17 protein-coding genes are annotated in these 17,517 nt (G+C 72.1%); 10 read left to right on the top strand and 7 right to left on the bottom strand.

The genetic code is table 11. The annotated features are described in order from the left end of the window. Positions 1–34: 34 nt before the first annotated feature. Positions 35–2,524 carry an alpha-L-arabinofuranosidase C-terminal domain-containing protein gene (locus tag CNQ36_RS06645; RefSeq protein WP_121545300.1) on the top strand — a complete coding sequence of 830 codons (2,490 nt, stop codon included), beginning with the start codon at positions 35–37 and terminating at the stop codon, positions 2,522–2,524. A 72-nt stretch (positions 2,525–2,596) separates the two neighbouring features. On the opposite strand, the gene CNQ36_RS06640 is transcribed toward CNQ36_RS06645, so the two are convergent. Beyond that, positions 2,597–3,151 (bottom strand): DoxX family protein, encoded by a 555-nt coding sequence (locus CNQ36_RS06640; protein WP_121545299.1) that lies wholly within the window; start codon positions 3,149–3,151, stop codon positions 2,597–2,599. A 191-nt stretch (positions 3,152–3,342) separates the two neighbouring features. Between CNQ36_RS06640 and CNQ36_RS06635 the strand changes: the two genes are divergently transcribed. The 6 genes from CNQ36_RS06635 to CNQ36_RS06610 all read left to right on the top strand — a co-directional run bounded on the left by CNQ36_RS06635 (position 3,343) and on the right by CNQ36_RS06610 (position 8,892). Then, positions 3,343–3,987: an alpha/beta hydrolase gene (locus CNQ36_RS06635; protein ID WP_121545298.1), complete on the top strand. Its 645-nt coding sequence runs from the start codon at positions 3,343–3,345 to the stop codon at positions 3,985–3,987. An 80-nt stretch (positions 3,988–4,067) separates the two neighbouring features. Beyond that, positions 4,068–5,096, top strand: coding sequence for an N-acetyl-gamma-glutamyl-phosphate reductase (gene argC / locus CNQ36_RS06630; RefSeq protein WP_121545297.1), 1,029 nt, complete (start codon positions 4,068–4,070; stop codon positions 5,094–5,096). Continuing rightward, entirely contained in the window at positions 5,093–6,244 is a 1,152-nt protein-coding gene (argJ, locus tag CNQ36_RS06625) for a bifunctional glutamate N-acetyltransferase/amino-acid acetyltransferase ArgJ (RefSeq protein WP_121545296.1), read from the top strand. Before argC ends, argJ begins: the two co-directional genes overlap by 4 nt. Continuing rightward, complete coding sequence (gene argB / locus CNQ36_RS06620; protein WP_004933623.1) at positions 6,241–7,143, top strand: acetylglutamate kinase; 903 nt, start codon at positions 6,241–6,243, stop codon at positions 7,141–7,143. The genes argJ and argB overlap by 4 nt, the downstream gene beginning before the upstream one ends. Continuing rightward, positions 7,140–8,345, top strand: a complete 1,206-nt coding sequence (locus CNQ36_RS06615) for an acetylornithine transaminase (protein ID WP_121545295.1) — start codon at positions 7,140–7,142, stop codon at positions 8,343–8,345. Before argB ends, CNQ36_RS06615 begins: the two co-directional genes overlap by 4 nt. Before the next feature lie 7 nt (positions 8,346–8,352). After that, positions 8,353–8,892, top strand: coding sequence for an arginine repressor (locus CNQ36_RS06610; RefSeq protein WP_121545294.1), 540 nt, complete (start codon positions 8,353–8,355; stop codon positions 8,890–8,892). Positions 8,893–9,045: 153 nt separating this feature from the next. Here the strand turns inward: CNQ36_RS06610 and CNQ36_RS06605 are convergent, their stop codons facing one another. From CNQ36_RS06605 to CNQ36_RS06585, 6 genes are all read right to left on the bottom strand, one after another. Then, positions 9,046–9,783: an FAD:protein FMN transferase gene (locus tag CNQ36_RS06605; RefSeq protein WP_004933630.1), complete on the bottom strand. Its 738-nt coding sequence runs from the start codon at positions 9,781–9,783 to the stop codon at positions 9,046–9,048. A gap of 55 nt (positions 9,784–9,838) precedes the next feature. Next, on the bottom strand, positions 9,839–10,624 hold the full coding sequence (locus CNQ36_RS06600) for an FMN-binding protein (RefSeq protein ID WP_121545293.1): 786 nt from the start codon (positions 10,622–10,624) through the stop codon (positions 9,839–9,841). Positions 10,625–10,676: 52 nt separating this feature from the next. Further along, entirely contained in the window at positions 10,677–12,059 is a 1,383-nt protein-coding gene (locus CNQ36_RS06595; protein ID WP_163013210.1) for a ferredoxin reductase family protein, read from the bottom strand. Positions 12,060–12,103: 44 nt separating this feature from the next. After that, the gene (locus tag CNQ36_RS34610; protein ID WP_163013209.1) at positions 12,104–12,274 is read right to left on the bottom strand and encodes a hypothetical protein; all 171 of its coding nucleotides are present in this window, start codon (positions 12,272–12,274) and stop codon (positions 12,104–12,106) included. Positions 12,275–12,277: 3 nt separating this feature from the next. Then, positions 12,278–12,865 carry a pyridoxamine 5'-phosphate oxidase family protein gene (locus tag CNQ36_RS06590; RefSeq protein WP_004933644.1) on the bottom strand — a complete coding sequence of 196 codons (588 nt, stop codon included), beginning with the start codon at positions 12,863–12,865 and terminating at the stop codon, positions 12,278–12,280. Positions 12,866–12,986: 121 nt separating this feature from the next. Further along, positions 12,987–13,436 carry a hypothetical protein gene (locus CNQ36_RS06585; protein ID WP_121545292.1) on the bottom strand — a complete coding sequence of 150 codons (450 nt, stop codon included), beginning with the start codon at positions 13,434–13,436 and terminating at the stop codon, positions 12,987–12,989. Between the two features lie 202 nt (positions 13,437–13,638). On the opposite strand from CNQ36_RS06585, the gene CNQ36_RS06580 reads away from it, so the two are divergent. The 3 genes from CNQ36_RS06580 (at position 13,639) to CNQ36_RS06570 (ending at position 17,471) form a co-directional block, all read left to right on the top strand. Next, complete coding sequence (locus tag CNQ36_RS06580) at positions 13,639–14,832, top strand: argininosuccinate synthase (protein ID WP_206278430.1); 1,194 nt, start codon at positions 13,639–13,641, stop codon at positions 14,830–14,832. A gap of 112 nt (positions 14,833–14,944) precedes the next feature. Beyond that, entirely contained in the window at positions 14,945–16,378 is a 1,434-nt protein-coding gene (argH, locus tag CNQ36_RS06575; RefSeq protein WP_004933652.1) for an argininosuccinate lyase, read from the top strand. A 121-nt stretch (positions 16,379–16,499) separates the two neighbouring features. Beyond that, positions 16,500–17,471: an aldo/keto reductase gene (locus CNQ36_RS06570; RefSeq protein ID WP_121545290.1), complete on the top strand. Its 972-nt coding sequence runs from the start codon at positions 16,500–16,502 to the stop codon at positions 17,469–17,471. Positions 17,472–17,517 lie beyond the last annotated feature (46 nt).

Below are 17,517 nucleotides of genomic sequence, written 5' to 3'. Positions count from 1 at the left end.
TCACCCCACTCCTAGAGAGAGCCGCTGAGTATCCATGTCACGCACCGCGCACCACCGCGCCCGCCTCAGACTCGGTCTCACCGCCACCGCGCTCCTGACGGCCGCCGCCCTCGTCCCGGCCCCCGCGCACGCCGAGGACACCAACGACTACACGATCACCGTCGACCCGGACGCCAGGGGCGCGGCGATCGAGGACACGATGTACGGCGTCTTCTTCGAGGACATCAACCGGGCCGCCGACGGCGGTCTCTACGCCGAACTCGTGCAGAACCGGTCCTTCGAGTACTCCACCGCCGACAACGGCTCCTACACGCCGCTGACCTCCTGGACGGTGGGCGGCACGGCCGAGGTGCTGAACGACTCAGGCCGGCTCAACGAACGCAATCGCAACTACCTGTCCCTGGGCGCCGGTTCGTCGGTCACCAACGCCGGCTACAACACCGGCGTCCGGGTGGAGCAGGGCAAGCGGTACGACTTCTCGGTGTGGGCCCGCGCGGAGAGCGCCACCACCCTCACCGTCACGCTCAAGGACGCCGCCGGTGAGCTCGCGACCGTCCGCCGGGTGGCCGTCAAGGGCGACTGGGCCGCGTACCGGGCCTCCTTCACCGCCTCCCGCACCAGCAACCGCGGCCGGCTCGCCGTCGCCTCCTCCGGGCCGGCGGCCCTCGACATGGTGTCGCTGTTCCCGCGCGACACCTACAAGAACCAGCCGAACGGCCTCCGCAAGGACCTCGCCGAGAAGATCGCCGCCCTGAAGCCCGGCTTCGTCCGCTTCCCCGGCGGCTGCCTGGTCAACACCGGCTCCATGCAGGACTACAGCGAGGCCTCCGGCTGGCAGCGCAAGCGCTCCTACCAGTGGAAGGACACGGTGGGCCCGGTCGAGGAACGCGCCACCAACGCCAACTTCTGGGGTTACAACCAGAGTTACGGCCTCGGCTACTACGAGTACTTCCGCTTCGCCGAGGACGTCGGCGCGATGCCGCTGCCCGTCGTCCCCGCGCTGGTCACCGGCTGCGGGCAGAACCGGGCCACCGACGACGAGGCACTGCTCAAGCGGCACATCCAGGACACCCTGGACCTGATCGAGTTCGCCAACGGACCGGCCGGCTCCACCTGGGGCAAGGTGCGCGCCCGGATGGGCCACCCCAAGCCCTTCGGCCTCACCCACATCGGGGTCGGCAACGAGGAGAACCTCCCCCGAGAGTTCTTCGCCCGCTTCCAGCGGTTCCGGGCCGCCATCGAGGCGAAGTACCCGGACATCACGGTCGTCTCCAACTCCGGCCCCGACGACTCCGGCACGACCTTCGAGACCGCCTGGCAGCTCAACCGCGAGGGCGAGGTCGACATGGTCGACGAGCACTACTACAACAGCCCGCAGTGGTTCCTGCAGAACAACGACCGCTACGACTCGTACGACAGGAACGGCCCCAAGGTCTTCCTGGGCGAGTACGCCTCCCAGGGCAACGCCTGGAAGAACGGCCTCGCCGAGGCCGCCTTCATGACCGGCCTGGAACGCAACGCCGAAGTGGTCGAGCTGGCCTCATACGCGCCGCTGCTCGCCAACGAGGACTACGTCCAGTGGCGTCCGGACATGATCTGGTTCAACAACCGCGCTTCCTGGGGCTCGGCCAACTACGAGGTCCAGAAGCTGTTCATGACCAACACCGGCGACCGTGTGGTGCCGTCCGAGGCGAGTGGCACGCCGGACGTCAGCGGCCCCATCGCGGGAGCCGTGGGCCTGTCGACGTGGGCGACGAGCGCGGCGTACGACGACGTGAGGGTGACCTCGGCCGACGGCGCGTCCCTGCTGAGCGACGACTTCTCCGGTGACGCCTCGCGGTGGACCCACAGCGGGGGCGGCAGCTGGAGCGTCCGGGACGGGGAGTACGTACAGACCGACGAGGCCGCCGAGAACACCCTGGTCACGGCCGGTGACCCGGCCTGGAAGGACTACGACCTGCACGTGAGGGCCACCAAGAAGGCCGGCAAGGAGGGCTTCCTCGTCGCCTTCGGGGTCAAGGACACCGGCAACTACTACTGGTGGAACCTCGGCGGCTGGAACAACACCCGGTCCGCCGTCGAGCAGGCCGTGGACGGCGGGAAGTCGACGCTGGTCTCCAAGGCCGGGTCCATCGAGACGGGCCGCGCCTACGACATCGACGTCAAGGTGCGGGGCCGCCAGGTCACCCTCTACCTCGACGGCCAGGAGTGGGGCGGCTTCACCGACGACAAGCCGGCCGAGCCGTTCCGGCAGGTGGTCACCGAGGACGACCGCACCGGCGACCTGATCGTCAAGGTCGTCAACGCCCAGCCGGCCGAGGCCCGCACGGCGGTCGACCTCGGCGGCGCCGAGGTCGCCTCGCGCGCCCGCGTGACCACGCTGGCGGCCGACGCGGACGCGGTCAACACGGAGACGGACACCCCGGTCACCCCGGTGACGTCCACGCTGCGGGGCGTGTCCGACAGGTTCACGTACACCTTCCCGGCGCACTCGGTGACGTTCCTGCGCATCGCGCGGCGGTGACGGCCCGGGTGCGGGCCGTCGTCCGGTGGACGCGGCCCGCACCCGGCACCGGCCGGGAAGCCGCCCGGCGTGTCAGTGGCGCAGCAGCAGGGTGACACCGGCCACCGCGGCGCCCAGCGCGACCGCGGCGACGCCGTACGCGAGGCGGTGCGTACGCAGCCAGGGCAGCAGCCGGTCCACGGCGATCCGCCCGGGGCCGGTCAGGGCGAGCGCCACCGCGGCCAGGGTGAGCAGCAGCTCGTACTCCACGCCCTCCGGGGCGAAGAAGCCGCCGCCCCACTTCACGGCGATCGCGTTGACCATGGTGCCGGCCACGGCCGCGGCGGCCAGCGGGGTGAACAGACCGAGCGCGAGGCCGAGCCCGCCGAGGGTCTCGGTGAGCCCGGCCACGACCGCGAACGCCTCGGGCGAGGGGTAGCCGAGGGACGCGAAGAACATCCCGGTGCCCTCGACACCGCCCCCGCCGAACCAGCCGAACAGCTTCTGGGCGCCGTGCGCGGCCATCGTCAGACCGAGCACGAGACGCAGGAGCAGCAGTCCGATGTCGTAGGCACGGGCGGGAACGGCGGGTCCGCCCTGGCCGGAAGCGGCGGCGGCAGGGCGGGACAGGGTGGTGGGACCGGTCATGGGGGGACTCCTCGGAAGGGGACGGCGAAGACGGTGGGGACGCGCCGCTCGGCACCGAGCGGCACCCCGTCCCGGCAATCTTGAACCTTCAAGCTAAACCACTCGGGCTCTTGCTTCAACTTTCAAGCAGTCCGGGTAGGCTCGACCGCGCCCGCCATCCGTGAACCCGCCCCGCTCGAGGAGTCGCCGCCATGCCCCACACCGCCGCCCCCACGGTCAGCTGGTCCGTCGCGCCCGACCGCAGGCCCGGCACGCCGCTGGTCGTCGCCCTGCACGGACGGGGAGCCGACGAGGCGTCGTTCGCCCAGCTGGCGCCGCGGCTGCCGGCCGAGGCTTCGGTGGCCTTCGTGCGCGCCCCGCTCGCCGAGGGCGGCGGATACGCGTGGTTCGCCAACCGGGGGATCGGGCGGCCCCTGCCCGACTCCATCGCCGCCACCGCCGACTGGCTCTTCGGCTGGCTCGACACCGAGGCCGCCGGGCATGCGTCGGTCTCGCTCCTCGGCTTCTCCGGCGGCATGGCCATGGCCGGCGGCCTGCTGCTCGCCCGTCCGGAGCGGTTCGCCGCCGCCGTCCTGCTGTCCGGCACCCTGCCGTGGGACGCGGGGCTGCCCGAGGAGCGGGGCCGCCTGACCGGCGTGCCGGTCTTCTGGGGCCGCGACGCCGCGGACCAGGTGATCCCCGCCGACCTCGTCGCCCGGACCGGCGCCTGGCTCCGCGAGGCGTCCGGCGCACACCTCGAAGAGCGCCTCTATCCGGGCCTGGGCCACGGCGTCGCCGTCCCCGAGCTGACCGACGCCTCGGCCTTCCTGCGCCGCGCATGGGCGGACGGCGCCTGAGGGGCACCCTGGCGGCCGGCCTTCCCGTTGCATAAACGTGCGCATGTCCGTATAGTCATGCCTCTGAGGAGGAGGTTTCCGTGAGCGTACGAGTGGCTGTGGCCGGAGCCAGTGGATATGCGGGTGGGGAGCTGCTGCGTCTGCTGCTGGCGCACCCCGGTGTCGAGATCGGCGCGCTGACCGGGAACACCAACGCCGGACAGCGGCTCGGGAGCCTCCAGCCGCATCTGCTGCCGCTCGCCGAGCGGGTCCTGGAGCCGACCACGGCCGACGTGCTCGCCGGGCACGACGTCGTCTTCCTCGCCCTGCCGCACGGGCAGTCCGCCGCCGTCGCCGAGCAGCTCGGCGAGGAGGTGCTCGTGATCGACATGGGCGCCGACTTCCGGCTGGAGGACGCCGCCGACTGGGAGGCGTTCTACGGATCCCCGCACGCCGGCACCTGGCCGTACGGCATGCCCGAACTGCCGGGCGCCCGCGCCGCGCTGGAGGGGTCCAGGCGCGTCGCGGTGCCCGGTTGCTACCCCACCGCCGTCTCCCTGGCCCTCTTCCCGGCGTACGCCGCCGGCCTCGCCGAGCCCGAGGCGGTGATCGTCGCCGCGTCCGGCACCTCCGGCGCCGGCAAGGCGGCCAAGCCGCACCTGCTGGGCTCCGAGGTCATGGGCTCCATGTCGCCCTACGGCGTCGGCGGCGGCCACCGGCACACCCCCGAGATGATCCAGAACCTCAGCGCGGCGGCGGGCGGGCGGGTCTCCGTCTCCTTCACCCCGACGCTGGCGCCGATGCCCCGCGGCATCCTCGCCACCTGCACCGCGAAGGCGAGGACCGGCGTCACCGCCGCGTCACTGCGCGCCGCGTACGAGAAGGCATTCGCCGACGAGCCCTTCGTCCACCTGCTCCCCGAGGGGCAGTGGCCCACGACCGCGGCCGTCCTCGGTTCGAACGCCGTTCAGGTGCAGGTCGCGTACGACGCCGCCGCGGGCCGGATCATCGTGATCAGCGTCATCGACAACCTGACCAAGGGCACCGCGGGCGGTGCCGTCCAGAGCATGAACATCGCCCTGGGTCTCGACGAGACCACGGGGCTGACGACGATCGGAGTTGCGCCGTGAGTGTGACGGCAGCAAAGGGATTCACGGCGGCCGGCATCGCCGCCGGGATCAAGGAGAACGGCAACCCCGACCTGGCCCTCGTGGTCAACAACGGCCCCCGCCGCGCCGCGGCCGGCGTCTTCACCTCCAACCGCGTCAAGGCGGCACCCGTGCTCTGGTCCGAGCAGGTGCTGAAGAGCGGGCAGCTGTCCGCCGTCGTCCTCAACTCCGGTGGCGCCAACGCCTGTACGGGACCGAAGGGCTTCCAGGACACCCACGCCACCGCCGAGAAGGCCGCCGAGGTGCTCGGCACCGGCGCGGGCGAGGTCGCCGTCTGCTCGACGGGACTCATCGGCGTGCTGCTCCCCATGGACAAGCTGCTCCCCGGCGTCGGCACCGCCGCCGCGCAGCTGTCCGAGCACGGGGGCGAGAAGGCCGCCATCGCCATCAAGACCACCGACACCGTCCACAAGACGTCCGTCGTGACCGGGGACGGCTGGACCGTCGGCGGCATGGCCAAGGGCGCCGGCATGCTCGCCCCCGGCCTCGCCACCATGCTCGTCGTCCTCACCACCGACGCCGACCTCGGCTCCGACGCGCTCGACCGGGCCCTGCGGGACGCCACCCGGGTCACCTTCGACCGCGTCGACTCCGACGGCTGCATGTCCACCAACGACACCGTGCTGCTGCTCGCCTCCGGCGCCTCCGGCGTCACCCCCGGGTACGAGGAGTTCGCCGAGGCCGTACGGGCCGTCTGCGACGACCTCGGCCAGCAGCTCATCCGCGACGCCGAGGGCGCCAGCAAGGACATCAGGGTCGAGGTGGTGGGCGCCGCGACCGAGGAGGACGCCGTCGAGGTGGGCCGCTCCATCGCCCGCAACAACCTCCTCAAGTGCGCCATCCACGGCGAGGACCCCAACTGGGGCCGGGTGCTCTCCGCGATCGGCACCACGAGCGCCGCCTTCGAGCCCGACGAGCTGAACGTCGCCATCAACGGCGTCTGGGTGTGCAAGAACGGCGGCGTCGGCGAGGACCGCGACAAGGTCGACATGCGCTACCGCGAGGTCCACATCGTCGCCGACCTCGCCGCCGGCGACGCCACCGCCACCATCTGGACCAACGACCTCACCGCCGACTACGTCCACGAGAACAGCGCGTACTCCTCATGACCGGCACCCGTAAGCACACCGCGCTGCCCAAGGCGCAGATCCTCATCGAGGCGCTGCCCTGGCTCACCCGGCACCACGGAAAAACCGTCGTCATCAAGTTCGGCGGCAACGCCATGGTGGACGAGGACCTGAAGGCCGCCTTCGCCCAGGACGTCGTGTTCCTGCGGCACGCCGGCCTGAAGCCGGTCGTCGTGCACGGCGGCGGCCCGCAGATCAGCCGGGCGCTCCAGACGCACGGCATCGTCAGCGAGTTCAAGGCCGGCCTGCGCGTCACCACCGAGGACGCCATGGACGTCGTACGCATGGTGCTCGCCGGACAGGTGCAGCGGGAGCTGGTCGGGCTGCTCAACCGGCACGGACCGCTCGCCGTCGGCCTCACCGGCGAGGACGCGCACACCCTCACCGCCACCAAGCACCGGCCCCGGGTCGACGGCGAGCTCGTCGACATCGGGCGGGTGGGCGAGATCACCGAGATCGACACGGGCGCGATCGAGGCACTGCTCGCCGACGGCCGCATCCCGGTCGTCTCGTCGATCGCCCGCAGCCAGGACGACCACCATGTCTACAACGTCAATGCTGATACGGCGGCTGCGGCACTCGCTGCGGCACTGGGCGCCGAAACCCTCATGGTCCTCACGGACGTCGAGGGCCTCTACGAGGACTGGCCGGACAGCGACGAGGTGATCAGCCGCCTCACCGCCTCCCAGCTCGAGAAACTCCTGCCGGAGCTGTCCTCGGGCATGGTGCCGAAGATGGAGGGCTGTCTGCACGCCGTGCGCAACGGCGTGACCACCGCCCGCGTCATCGACGGCCGGGTCCAGCACTCGATCCTGCTGGAGATCTTCACGGACGAGGGCATCGGGACGATGGTCGTGCCCGACGAACAGGGGGAGTCATGAGCAACGAAGAGCTGACCCGGCGGTGGCAGGGCGCGCTCATGAACAACTACGGCACGCCGCGGCTGCCGCTGGTGCGCGGCGAGGGCGCGCGGGTCTGGGACGCCGACGGCAGGGAGTACGCCGACTTCGTGGGCGGCATCGCCGTCAACGCGCTCGGTCACGCCCACCCGGCGGTCGTCGAGGCCGTGAGCCGGCAGATCGCCTCCCTCGGCCACGTCTCCAACCTGTTCGTCGCCGGACCGCCGGTCGCGCTCGCCGAACGGCTGATCCAGCTCTTCGGACGGGACGGCAAGGTCTACTTCTGCAACTCGGGCGCCGAGGCGAACGAGGCCGCGTTCAAGATCGGCCGGCTGACCGGGCGCACCCACATGGTCGCCACCGAGGGCGGCTTCCACGGCCGCACCATGGGCGCCCTCGCCCTCACCGGCCAGCCCGCCAAGCGCGCGCCCTTCGAGCCGCTGCCCGGGGACGTCACCCACGTCCCGTACGGCGACGCGCAGGCGCTGGCCTCCGCCGTCACCGGGGACACCGCGCTGGTCGTCATCGAGCCGATCCAGGGCGAGAACGGGGTGGTCGTGCCCCCGCCCGGCTACCTCAAGGCGGCCCGCGCCATCACGGCGGCCACGGGCGCGCTGCTCGTCCTCGACGAGGTGCAGACCGGGGTCGGACGGACCGGCAACTGGTTCGAGTACCAGGCCCACGAGGGCGTCCTGCCCGACGTGGTCACGCTGGCCAAGGGGCTCGGCGGCGGACTGCCGCTCGGCGCCACCGTCGCCTTCGGACGCGCCGCCGACCTGCTGGGGCCCGGTCAGCACGGCACGACCTTCGGCGGCAACCCGGTCGCCTGCGCCGCCGGACTCGCCGTGCTCGACACCATCGCGAACGACGGACTGCTGGAGAACGTCAAGCGGCAGAGCGAGCGGCTGCGCGACGGAATCGAGGCGTCCGGGCACGCCCTGACCGACCATGTCCGGGGCGCGGGCCTCCTCCTGGGTATCGTGCTCACCGAGCCGCTCGCGCCCCAGGTGCAACAGGCGGCTCAGGACGCCGGGTTCCTCGTGAACGCGCCCGCCCCGAACGTCGTACGGCTCATGCCGCCGCTGACCCTCGGGGACGACGCGGTGGACGCCTTCCTCGGGGCGCTGCCCGGCATCCTGGACGAGGCCGGCAGCGCGGGCGGGGAAGGACGATCCGGAGAATGAGACGACGATGAGCCAGGAGCAGGACCAGGGCCAGCAGGCCGGGCCCGCCGTGCCGCAGACGCGCACCGCACGCCACCGCCGGATCGTGGACATCCTCAACCGGCAGCCGGTGCGGTCGCAGAGCCAGCTGGCGAAGCTGCTCTCCGACGACGGGCTGAGCGTCACCCAGGCGACGCTCTCCCGCGACCTGGACGAGCTGAACGCGGTGAAGATCCGCAACACCGACGGCGACCTGATCTACGCGGTGCCGAGCGAGGGGGGTTTCCGCACCCCCCGGGCGCCGCTGGGAGGGTCGGCCAAGGAGGAGCGGATGCGGCGGCTCTCGCAGGAGCTGCTGATCTCCGCGGAGGCCTCCGCGAACCTGGTCGTCCTGCGCACCCCGCCGGGCGCGGCGCAGTTCCTGGCCTCGGCGATCGACCAGGCGGAGCTGCACGACGTCCTCGGCACGATCGCCGGCGACGACACGTTGATGCTGATCAGCCGGGAGCCGGCGGGGGGTCAGGCCCTGGCCGACCACATGCTCCGGCTGGCCCAGAACGGCCACTGACCGCTCCGCGGGGGGCGGGGCGGGGCCGTACGGCGACTGCGGGCCGGCGGGGGCCGGTCGCGCAGTTCCCCCCGCCCCTGAGGGAGCCGCCCCACCGCTTGCGGGCAGCGCACGGGGGCGAGGGGCACGCCGGTACTCCGGCCGCGGCGCCGCTCAGCCCAGGCGTGCCGCCAGTCCTCCGGTGCACCGCACCTCGTCACCCGCGGTGATCAGCAGCGCCTCGACGTCCGGCAGGGACTCCAGCCAGCCGAGCGCCTGCCGGGACCCCATCGCGAACGCCGCCGTGGCCCAGCAGTCCGCCCACGTCAGCCGGGGCGCGACCACCGTCACCGCGACCAGGTCGGTCACCGCCGACAGCCCCGTCCGGGGGTCGACGATGTGGTCCCCCCGCTCCGCGGTCCCGGACGTCGCCACGGCCAGTTCGTCCGCCCCCGCCGCCGAGACGACGGCCGCCAGACCGCCCGGCCGCAGCGGATCCGACACCCCCACCCGCCAGGGCCGCCCCGCCCCCGGCGCACCCAGCAGCTGCACGTCCCCGCCGCCGTTGACGCTCACTCCCGTCGCCCCCGCCGCCGCCAGCCGCCGCGCGGCCCGTTCGGTGGCCCAGCCCTTGACGATGCCGGTCGGGTCGAGACGCCCCCGGTACCGCGGGCTGAACCACCCCTCGCTCACCCGCTCCGCCTCGGCCGCCAGCTCCAGCACCTCGGCGACCTCGGCATCGCACTCCCCGACGTCCAGCTCGCCCCGAGCCAGCCGGGAGATCTGGCTGTCGTCGCGATACGTGCTGAACACCTCGTCGACCCGGTGCAGCCCGGCGACCGTCTCCTCCAGCGCCGCGCGCACCGCGGCGGATTCCCCGCCGCGGACGTCGAGGGAGAAGACGGTCCCCATCGTCTCCTCCACATGACGCACCGCGGCGGGAGCCCCGGCCGGCTCGGCCACCGTGTCAGCCACCGGCCTTGTCCAGCGCCGACTGGAGCGACTGTTTGTAGCCCGCGCTGGTGTACGTGGCCCCCGACACCGCGTCGATCTCCGCGTCCCCGGCGGCCACCGCCGCCTGGTTGAGCTTCGGCACGGCATTGGCGGTGATCCGGTCGCTCTGCCCGCCCTTGGGCGCCTGGACCGTCCCGGCCTCGGTGATCTTCCCGCCGCTCACGGTGATCCGCACCTGCACCGGCCCGTACTGGGTCTGCGCCGCGTCACCGGTGACGGTCCGCGCCTGCGCGCTGCCGCCGCCCCCGGCACCCTGCCCCGAACCGGTGCCGGCTCCTTGCCCGGCGCCGGCCGCCCGCGCCTTGTCCAGCGCCGACTGCAGCGACTTCTTGTACCCGCCGCTGGTGTAGGTCGCCCCCGACACCGCGTCGATCTCCGCGCCCTGGGCCGCGACGGCGGCCTGGTTGAGCCGGGGCACTGCGTTGGAGGTGATCCGGTCGCTCTGCCCGCCCTTGGGCGCCTGGACCGCCTCCGCCTTGGTGATCTTGCCGCCGCTCACGGTCAGCCGTACCTGCACGGCGCCGTACTGGGTCTGCGCCGCGTCACCGGTGACGGTGCCGTTCCCGATGGGCTCGGCGCCGCCCTGCGGCGACTGCGCCGCCACGGGCGGCGCCGCACCGCCGGCCGCGGCGGCCGAGCCCGGATCGGACGCCGGTTTGAGCGACAGCAGCAGCACGATGCCGGACACGGTGGCGGCGGTCGCGAGCACGGCACGCCGGACGGGGTGACTCTTCCTCATCGCTTCTCAAGCTCCTGACGGGTGTGGGTGACCCGGGTGGACGGCCCGTCGCTCACATCTCGAACGACTCGTGGTGGATACGGCGCGCGGGGACACCGGCGTCGCGCAGTGCGTCGTACACCGACTGCGCGAACCCGGGCGGCCCGCACATGAACACGTCGTGGCGGTCGACGTCCGGGATCTTCCGTCGCAGGCTCTCCGCCGAGATGTCGGGCCGCTCCCCGTCGGGGCTGTTCACCGCGTACATCAGCCGGGCGCCCCGCTCCTCGGCGATCTTCGCCAACTCGCTCCACAGCGCCAGGTCCTGAGTGCTGTTGGCCCGGTACAGCAGCGTGATGTCACCGGCGGCGCCGGGCAGCGTCTCGAACAGCGCCCGCATCGGGGTGATCCCCACCCCGCCCGCCACCAGCAGCACCTTCCCGCGGCTGCGCCGCTGCGCGGTCAGCGCCCCGTAGGGGCCCTCGGCCCACACCTTCGTCCCGGGCCGCAGCTCGCGCAGCCGTGAGGTGTGGTCGCCGATCGCCTTCACCGTGATCCGCAGCATGTCCGGGCGGGGCGCCGCCGACAGCGAGTACGGGTGGGAGCTGAACCGCATGCCCGGCGCCTTGAACCGCCAGCGGAAGAACTGCCCGGCCTCCGCGCCCATCCGGTGCAGCCTGCGCCCGCCGATCAGCACGGACACGATGCCCGGCGTCTCCTCGACGACCGCCTCGACCCGCATCCGGTGCCGCATGTTCAGCCGGACCGGGGTGATCACCCGGTACCACAGGACCAGGGCGGTCACCACGCCGTAGAGCCCGTACCAGAAGGTCTTCGCGGCCGGTTCGACGGCGAACTCGTTTCCGGTGGTGATCTGGTGCCAGAACGTCAGGAACACCGCCGCGTACGTCAGCAGGTGCACGTGGTACCAGGCGTCGTACGGCAGCCGGCGCCGGACCGGGCCGACGGAGAGGAAGGCGATCACGAACAGCAGGCCGGTGCCGACGGCTGCCTTGCCCATGTCCGGCAGCGTGCTGACGGAGGTGATCGTCTGCTGCACGATGCCGCCGAGGCTCCGGCCCGCCTGCCGGGCGTAGCCCCACATGATGAGGAACACGTGCGCGACGACCAGGGTGACGGTGTAGCGCCCGCTCATCGCGTGCCAGCGGGCGACCCGGTCCGAACCGACCCGGCGTTCCAGCGCCGGCACCCGCGCCATCTGCAGCACCACCAGGGCCATCAGGTAGCCGGCGAGCAGACCGGTGATCCGGCCGGCGGCAATGATCTTCCCGGTGGTGTCCGCGATGGACGGTGTGCTGGTCCACCACAGCCACAGCACGGCCACCGCGCCCGCGCCCACGGCGAGCAGCAGCGGCACGGCGGGGGAGCGGCGCGGACGGATGCGGCGCATCGTCTGGCGGCGGGCGGCACGGCCGCCGGCGAGCGTGGTGGTCACGGTTCCTCCGTGGGACTTGGCCCTTGGCCCACAGATACGTGCCGTCACGCCGGAGTGTTCAGAGGGGAGACCGGTTCAGTGACGTACTGCGCGCGGAAGCCGATCAGGTGCTCGGCCTCGGTGGCCCGGCAGTCGGTGGCGCGGGACTCGGTCCCCCCGGTGTCCGTCATCCGGTCCGGCAGCGGCGAGGCCGGCCGGGCGACACCTCGGCGCATGGCTCAGACCGTGGACGGGGGCAGCGGCAACGGCAGCCCGGGCAGTCCGTCCATGCTGGTCGCGATGTACTCCTTGCTGGTGAAGTACGCGTCGAGGGAGGCGTCGTCCTCCCGCGCGAACCGCCGCGCGTGCAGGTCCCGTTCCGACTCGTACGCCATGAAGGGCACCGCGTATCCGCAGGTGTCCCGGACGAGTTCGGCCGTCACGACGACGACGGCGCGCAGGCCGTGGGAGGAGGCGTCGATGTCGGGGAAGTGCGTCAGCAGCTCCCCGAAGCGGGGGTCGTCCCGGAAGACGGGCTCGCCGCGGCCGTGCACCCGCACGATGTTCGGGGGCCCCTGGAAGGCGCACCACATGAGGGTGATCCGGCCGTTCTCCCGCAGATGGGCGATGGTCTCGGCGTTGGAGCCGGCGAAGTCGAGGTAGGCCACGGTGAGCTCGTCGAGGACCGCGAAGGACCCCTTGAGGCCCTTGGGCGAGAGGTTGACCGTGCCGTCGGCGGACAGCGGGGCGGTGGCGGTGAAGAAGACCGGCTGTTCCTCGATGAAGGTGCGGAGGCGGCCGTCTATGCGCTCATACGTCTTTCCCATGGCCACCGATTATGCGGGCAAGTCTTTCGTTTGTCTAAGCAATAAGTGGCCACCGGTGCGGAGGAATACCGTGGCCGCCCCGGCCGGCGCTTGAAACGGGGCGGCCACAGCGCCTGTCACCTCACTTGGTGAGTGTGCAGGCGGCCAGGGAGTCCAGCCCGGAGGGGCGTTCGGCGGTGCGGCCGATGGCGGTGGCGATGCGGTTGATGGCGGCGAAGCGCTTGTCCTCGAGGGGGCCGAGGATGGCGTTCTGGACGAAGTTGGGTCCGCCCTGTCCGACGGTGTCGACGAGTCGCTTGTCGGCTTCGGCGATCTGCTTGTCGAGGTCGGCGAGGGTGCGTTCGACCTCCGCCTGCGCGGAGGCGGGGATCGCGGGCAGCTCCGGGGCCACGTCCGGGCAGGAGACCGTGCCCGGCCCCGCCAGCGTCCGGGCGTTCGCGGCGCCGCCGTCTCCGGACGACTCGCCGGCGAGGGCGGTGCCGGCGATCACCGCGCCGGTCAGCGCCACCGCGGCGGCGCCGCCGATGAAGCCGACGCGGCGCTTGTTGTACTTCGGAAGGGCCCTGGACATGCGGATGCCTCACTCGGGTCGGGGGTGTCACGGTCGGTCGGTGCGGTCTCGTTCGGTCCGACGCGGCGCCTGCGTCCGGACACCAGTACGCGAAAGCGGTTTCGGGCGTTCAGCCCACGCCCCGATTCCCGGGCAGATTGACGATTCATGCGGAGTCCTGCATACTCATGCATGTCAGCGAATGCACTGTGAGGAGAAACCCGTGACCGAGCGCGTCGTACTCGCCTATTCGGGCGGTCTGGACACCTCCGTCGCCATCGGCTGGATCGCCGAGGAGACGGGCGCCGAGGTCATCGCCGTTGCGGTCGACGTCGGCCAGGGCGGCGAGGACCTGGACGTCATCCGCAAGCGCGCCCTCGCCTGCGGTGCCGTCGAGGCCGAGGTCGCCGACGCCAAGGACGAGTTCGCCGAGGAGTACTGCCTCCCGGCGATCAAGGCCAACGCCCTCTACATGGACCGCTACCCGCTGGTCTCCGCCCTGTCCAGGCCGACGATCGTCAAGCACCTCGTCGCCGCCGCGCAGAAGCACGGCGCCACCACCGTCGCCCACGGCTGCACCGGCAAGGGCAACGACCGTGTCCGCTTCGAGGCCGGCATCGTCGCCCTCGCCCCCGACCTGAAGTGCATCGCCCCGGTCCGCGACTACGCCATGACCCGCGACAAGGCCATCGCCTTCTGCGAGGCCAAGGGCCTGCCGATCGCGACCACCAAGAAGTCCCCGTACTCCATCGACCAGAACGTCTTCGGGCGCGCCGTCGAGACGGGCTTCCTCGAGGACATCTGGAACGCCCCGATCGAGGACGTCTACGAGTACACGCAGAACCCGGCCCTGCCGCGGGAGCCCGACGAGGTGACCATCACCTTCAAGGAGGGCGTCCCCGTCGCCGTCGACGGCAAGCCGGTCACCGTGCTCCAGGCCATCCAGCAGCTCAACGAGCGCGCCGGCGCCCAGGGCATCGGCCGGATCGACATGGTCGAGGACCGTCTCGTCGGCATCAAGTCCCGCGAGGTGTACGAGGCGCCCGGCGCCATCGCCCTGATCACGGCCCACCAGGAGCTGGAGAACGTCACCGTCGAGCGCGAGCTCGCCCGCTACAAGCGGCAGGTCGAGCAGCGCTGGGGCGAACTGGTCTACGACGGCCAGTGGTTCTCGCCGCTCAAGCGCGCCCTGGACGGCTTCATCACCGAGGCCAGCCAGCACGTCAACGGCGACATCCGGATGACCCTGCACGGCGGCCGCGCGGTCGTCACCGGCCGGCGCTCCGAGTCGTCGCTGTACGACTTCAACCTGGCCACGTACGACACGGGCGACACGTTCGACCAGGCCGCCGCGAAGGGGTTCATCTACATCTACAGTCTGTCGTCGAAGATCGCCGCGAAGCGGGACTTGGCCTGACGGCCAGGATATGGCTGTGGGAGGGGAACTGCGGGCCCGCTGTGGCCGATCGCGCGGTTCCCCGCGCCCCTTCGGGGGCGCTTTTCATCACCATCCTTGAGGAGCGCAGGTAGTGAGCAGCAACAGCGGTGACGTACGGCTCTGGGGCGGCCGTTTCGCCGACGGTCCCGCCGAGGCCCTGGCGAAGCTGTCCGCGTCCGTCCACTTCGACTGGCGGCTCGCGCCCTACGACATCGCCGGCTCGCGCGCCCACGCCCGTGTGCTGCACACGGCCGGGCTGCTCACCGCGGACGAGCTCACCCGGATGCTCGCCGGACTCGACCGGCTCGAGGCGGACGTCGCCGACGGCTCCTTCACCGGCACCATCGCCGACGAGGACGTGCACACCGCCCTGGAGCGCGGCCTGCTGGAACGCCTCGGCCCCGACCTCGGCGGCAAGCTGCGCGCCGGCCGGTCCCGCAACGACCAGGTGGCGACCCTCTTCCGGATGTACCTGCGGGACCACGCCCGCACCGTCGGCGGTCTGATCGCCGACCTCCAGGACGCGCTCACCGGCCTCGCCGAGGCCCACCCGGACGTGGCCATGCCCGGCCGCACCCACCTGCAGCACGCCCAGCCGGTGCTCTTCGCCCATCACGTCCTCGCCCACGTCCAGGCGCTGTCCCGGGACGCCGAGCGGCTGCGCCAGTGGGACGAGCGCACGGCCGTGTCGCCCTACGGCTCGGGCGCGCTCGCCGGTTCCTCCCTCGGGCTGGACCCGGAGGCCGTCGCCGAGGACCTCGGCTTCGAGCACGGCAGCGCGGCCAACTCCATCGACGGCACCGCGTCGAGGGACTTCGTCGCCGAGTTCGCCTTCATCACGGCGATGATCGGCGTGAACGTCTCCCGGATCGCGGAGGAGGTCATCATCTGGAACACGAAGGAGTTCTCCTTCGTGACCCTGCACGACGCCTTCTCCACCGGCTCGTCGATCATGCCGCAGAAGAAGAACCCCGACATCGCCGAGCTGGCGCGCGGCAAGTCGGGACGTCTCATCGGCAACCTGACCGGCCTGATGGCCACCCTCAAGGCCCTCCCGCTCGCGTACAACCGCGACCTCCAGGAGGACAAGGAGCCGGTATTCGACTCCATCGACCAGCTGGAGATCCTGCTCCCGGCCTTCACCGGCATGATGGCCACCCTCACGGTGCACCGCGAGCGCATGGAGGAGCTGGCCCCGGCCGGCTTCTCGCTCGCCACCGACATCGCCGAGTGGCTGGTCAAGCAGGGCGTGCCGTTCCGTGTGGCGCACGAGGTGGCCGGCGAGTGCGTCAAGGTCGCCGAGTCCGAGGGCAAGGAACTGGACGAGCTGACCGACGAGCAGTTCGCGAAGATCTCCGCCCACCTCACTCCGGAGGTCCGCACGGTCCTGAACGTCCCCGGCGCCCTCGCCTCCCGTGACGCCCGGGGCGGCACGGCCCCGAGCGCGGTCGCGGTCCAGCTCGCCGAGGTGAAGGCGGACCTGGCGGCACAGCACGCCTGGGCGAACGCGAAGCGGCGGAGCTGACCGGACACCGCCGGGGGCAGCCGTCCGGGGGCGCGGGCAGCCGAGCGCCCGGGCGAAACCAAGGTCATCGCGGGTTACGTTGGTCGGGAACCGGACCGGACCCGACCGAACGGAGCCCGCGATGCCCTTCGCCCGACTGGCAACAGCGACAACCCCCACCTGCCACATCGGCCTCGGCCTCGCCGCCATCGGCCGCCCCGGCTACATCAACCTGGGCCGGAACGACGACCTCGGCGAGGACCGCAGCGTCGAGACGCTGCGCACCCGCACACACGAACTCCTCGACGCCGCCTACGCCCAGGGCGTGCGCTACTTCGACGCCGCCCGCTCCTACGGCCGCTCGGAGGAGTTCCTCGCCGACTGGCTGAAGAACCGGACCGACGTCGAGGACGTCGTCGTCGGCAGCAAGTGGGGCTACACCTACACCGCCGACTGGACCACCGACGCCGAGCGGCACGAGATCAAGGACCACTCCCTCGCCGCGTACGAGCGTCAGCGCGCCGAGTCGGATGCGCTGCTCGGGGAACGGCTCGACCTCTACCAGATCCACTCGGTGACCCCGGACAGCCCCGCCCTCACCGACAAGGAGCTGCACGCCCGGCTCGCCGAGGCGGCCGGCCAGGGCCTCACCGTCGGCTTCTCCACCAGCGGCCCGGCCCAGGCGGACGCCATCCGCGCCGCCCTCGCCGTCACCGTCGACGGCGAGCCCCTCTTCCGCACCGTCCAGTCGACGTACAACGCCCTGGAGACCTCCGCGGGGCCCGCGCTCGCCGAGGCCCGTGACGCCGGACTCACGGTGATCGTCAAGGAGGGCATGGCCAACGGCCGGCTCGCCGCCCCGCACGCCCCGGAGGCGCTGCGGGCCGTCGCCGAGGAGACCGGTCTGGGCTGTGACGCCGTCGCCCTCGCGGTGGTGCTGCGGGAGCCGTGGGCCGGTGTGGTCCTCTCCGGAGCGGCGACCACCGCCCAGCTCGCCTCCAACCTGCACGCCGCCGTCGTCGACCTCACCGACGAGCAGGCGTCCCGCCTCGCCGCGCTCGCCGAGGAGCCGGGGGCCTACTGGGAGCGGCGCGGGCAGCTGCCCTGGCACTGAGCGGCCGTTCCGCCCGCACACCGTCCGCCATGAGACATGCGCACCT

This window comes from Streptomyces fungicidicus, assembly GCF_003665435.1.
GTDB lineage: Bacteria > Actinomycetota > Actinomycetes > Streptomycetales > Streptomycetaceae > Streptomyces > Streptomyces fungicidicus.
Note: the sequence above shows the minus strand (reverse complement) of the source record. Positions and strands in the feature narration are given on the sequence as shown.

Coding starts and splice junctions, on each gene's coding strand:
- CNQ36_RS06645 (WP_121545300.1), top strand. CDS start 35: ATGTCACGCACCGCGCACCACCGCGCCCGCCTCAGACTCGGTCTCACC.
- CNQ36_RS06640 (WP_121545299.1), bottom strand. CDS start 3,151: ATGACCGGTCCCACCACCCTGTCCCGCCCTGCCGCCGCCGCTTCCGGC.
- CNQ36_RS06635 (WP_121545298.1), top strand. CDS start 3,343: ATGCCCCACACCGCCGCCCCCACGGTCAGCTGGTCCGTCGCGCCCGAC.
- argB (WP_004933623.1), top strand. CDS start 6,241: ATGACCGGCACCCGTAAGCACACCGCGCTGCCCAAGGCGCAGATCCTC.
- CNQ36_RS06615 (WP_121545295.1), top strand. CDS start 7,140: ATGAGCAACGAAGAGCTGACCCGGCGGTGGCAGGGCGCGCTCATGAAC.
- CNQ36_RS06610 (WP_121545294.1), top strand. CDS start 8,353: ATGAGCCAGGAGCAGGACCAGGGCCAGCAGGCCGGGCCCGCCGTGCCG.
- CNQ36_RS06605 (WP_004933630.1), bottom strand. CDS start 9,783: ATGGGGACCGTCTTCTCCCTCGACGTCCGCGGCGGGGAATCCGCCGCG.
- CNQ36_RS06600 (WP_121545293.1), bottom strand. CDS start 10,624: ATGAGGAAGAGTCACCCCGTCCGGCGTGCCGTGCTCGCGACCGCCGCC.
- CNQ36_RS34610 (WP_163013209.1), bottom strand. CDS start 12,274: ATGCGCCGAGGTGTCGCCCGGCCGGCCTCGCCGCTGCCGGACCGGATG.
- CNQ36_RS06590 (WP_004933644.1), bottom strand. CDS start 12,865: ATGGGAAAGACGTATGAGCGCATAGACGGCCGCCTCCGCACCTTCATC.
- CNQ36_RS06585 (WP_121545292.1), bottom strand. CDS start 13,436: ATGTCCAGGGCCCTTCCGAAGTACAACAAGCGCCGCGTCGGCTTCATC.
- CNQ36_RS06570 (WP_121545290.1), top strand. CDS start 16,500: ATGCCCTTCGCCCGACTGGCAACAGCGACAACCCCCACCTGCCACATC.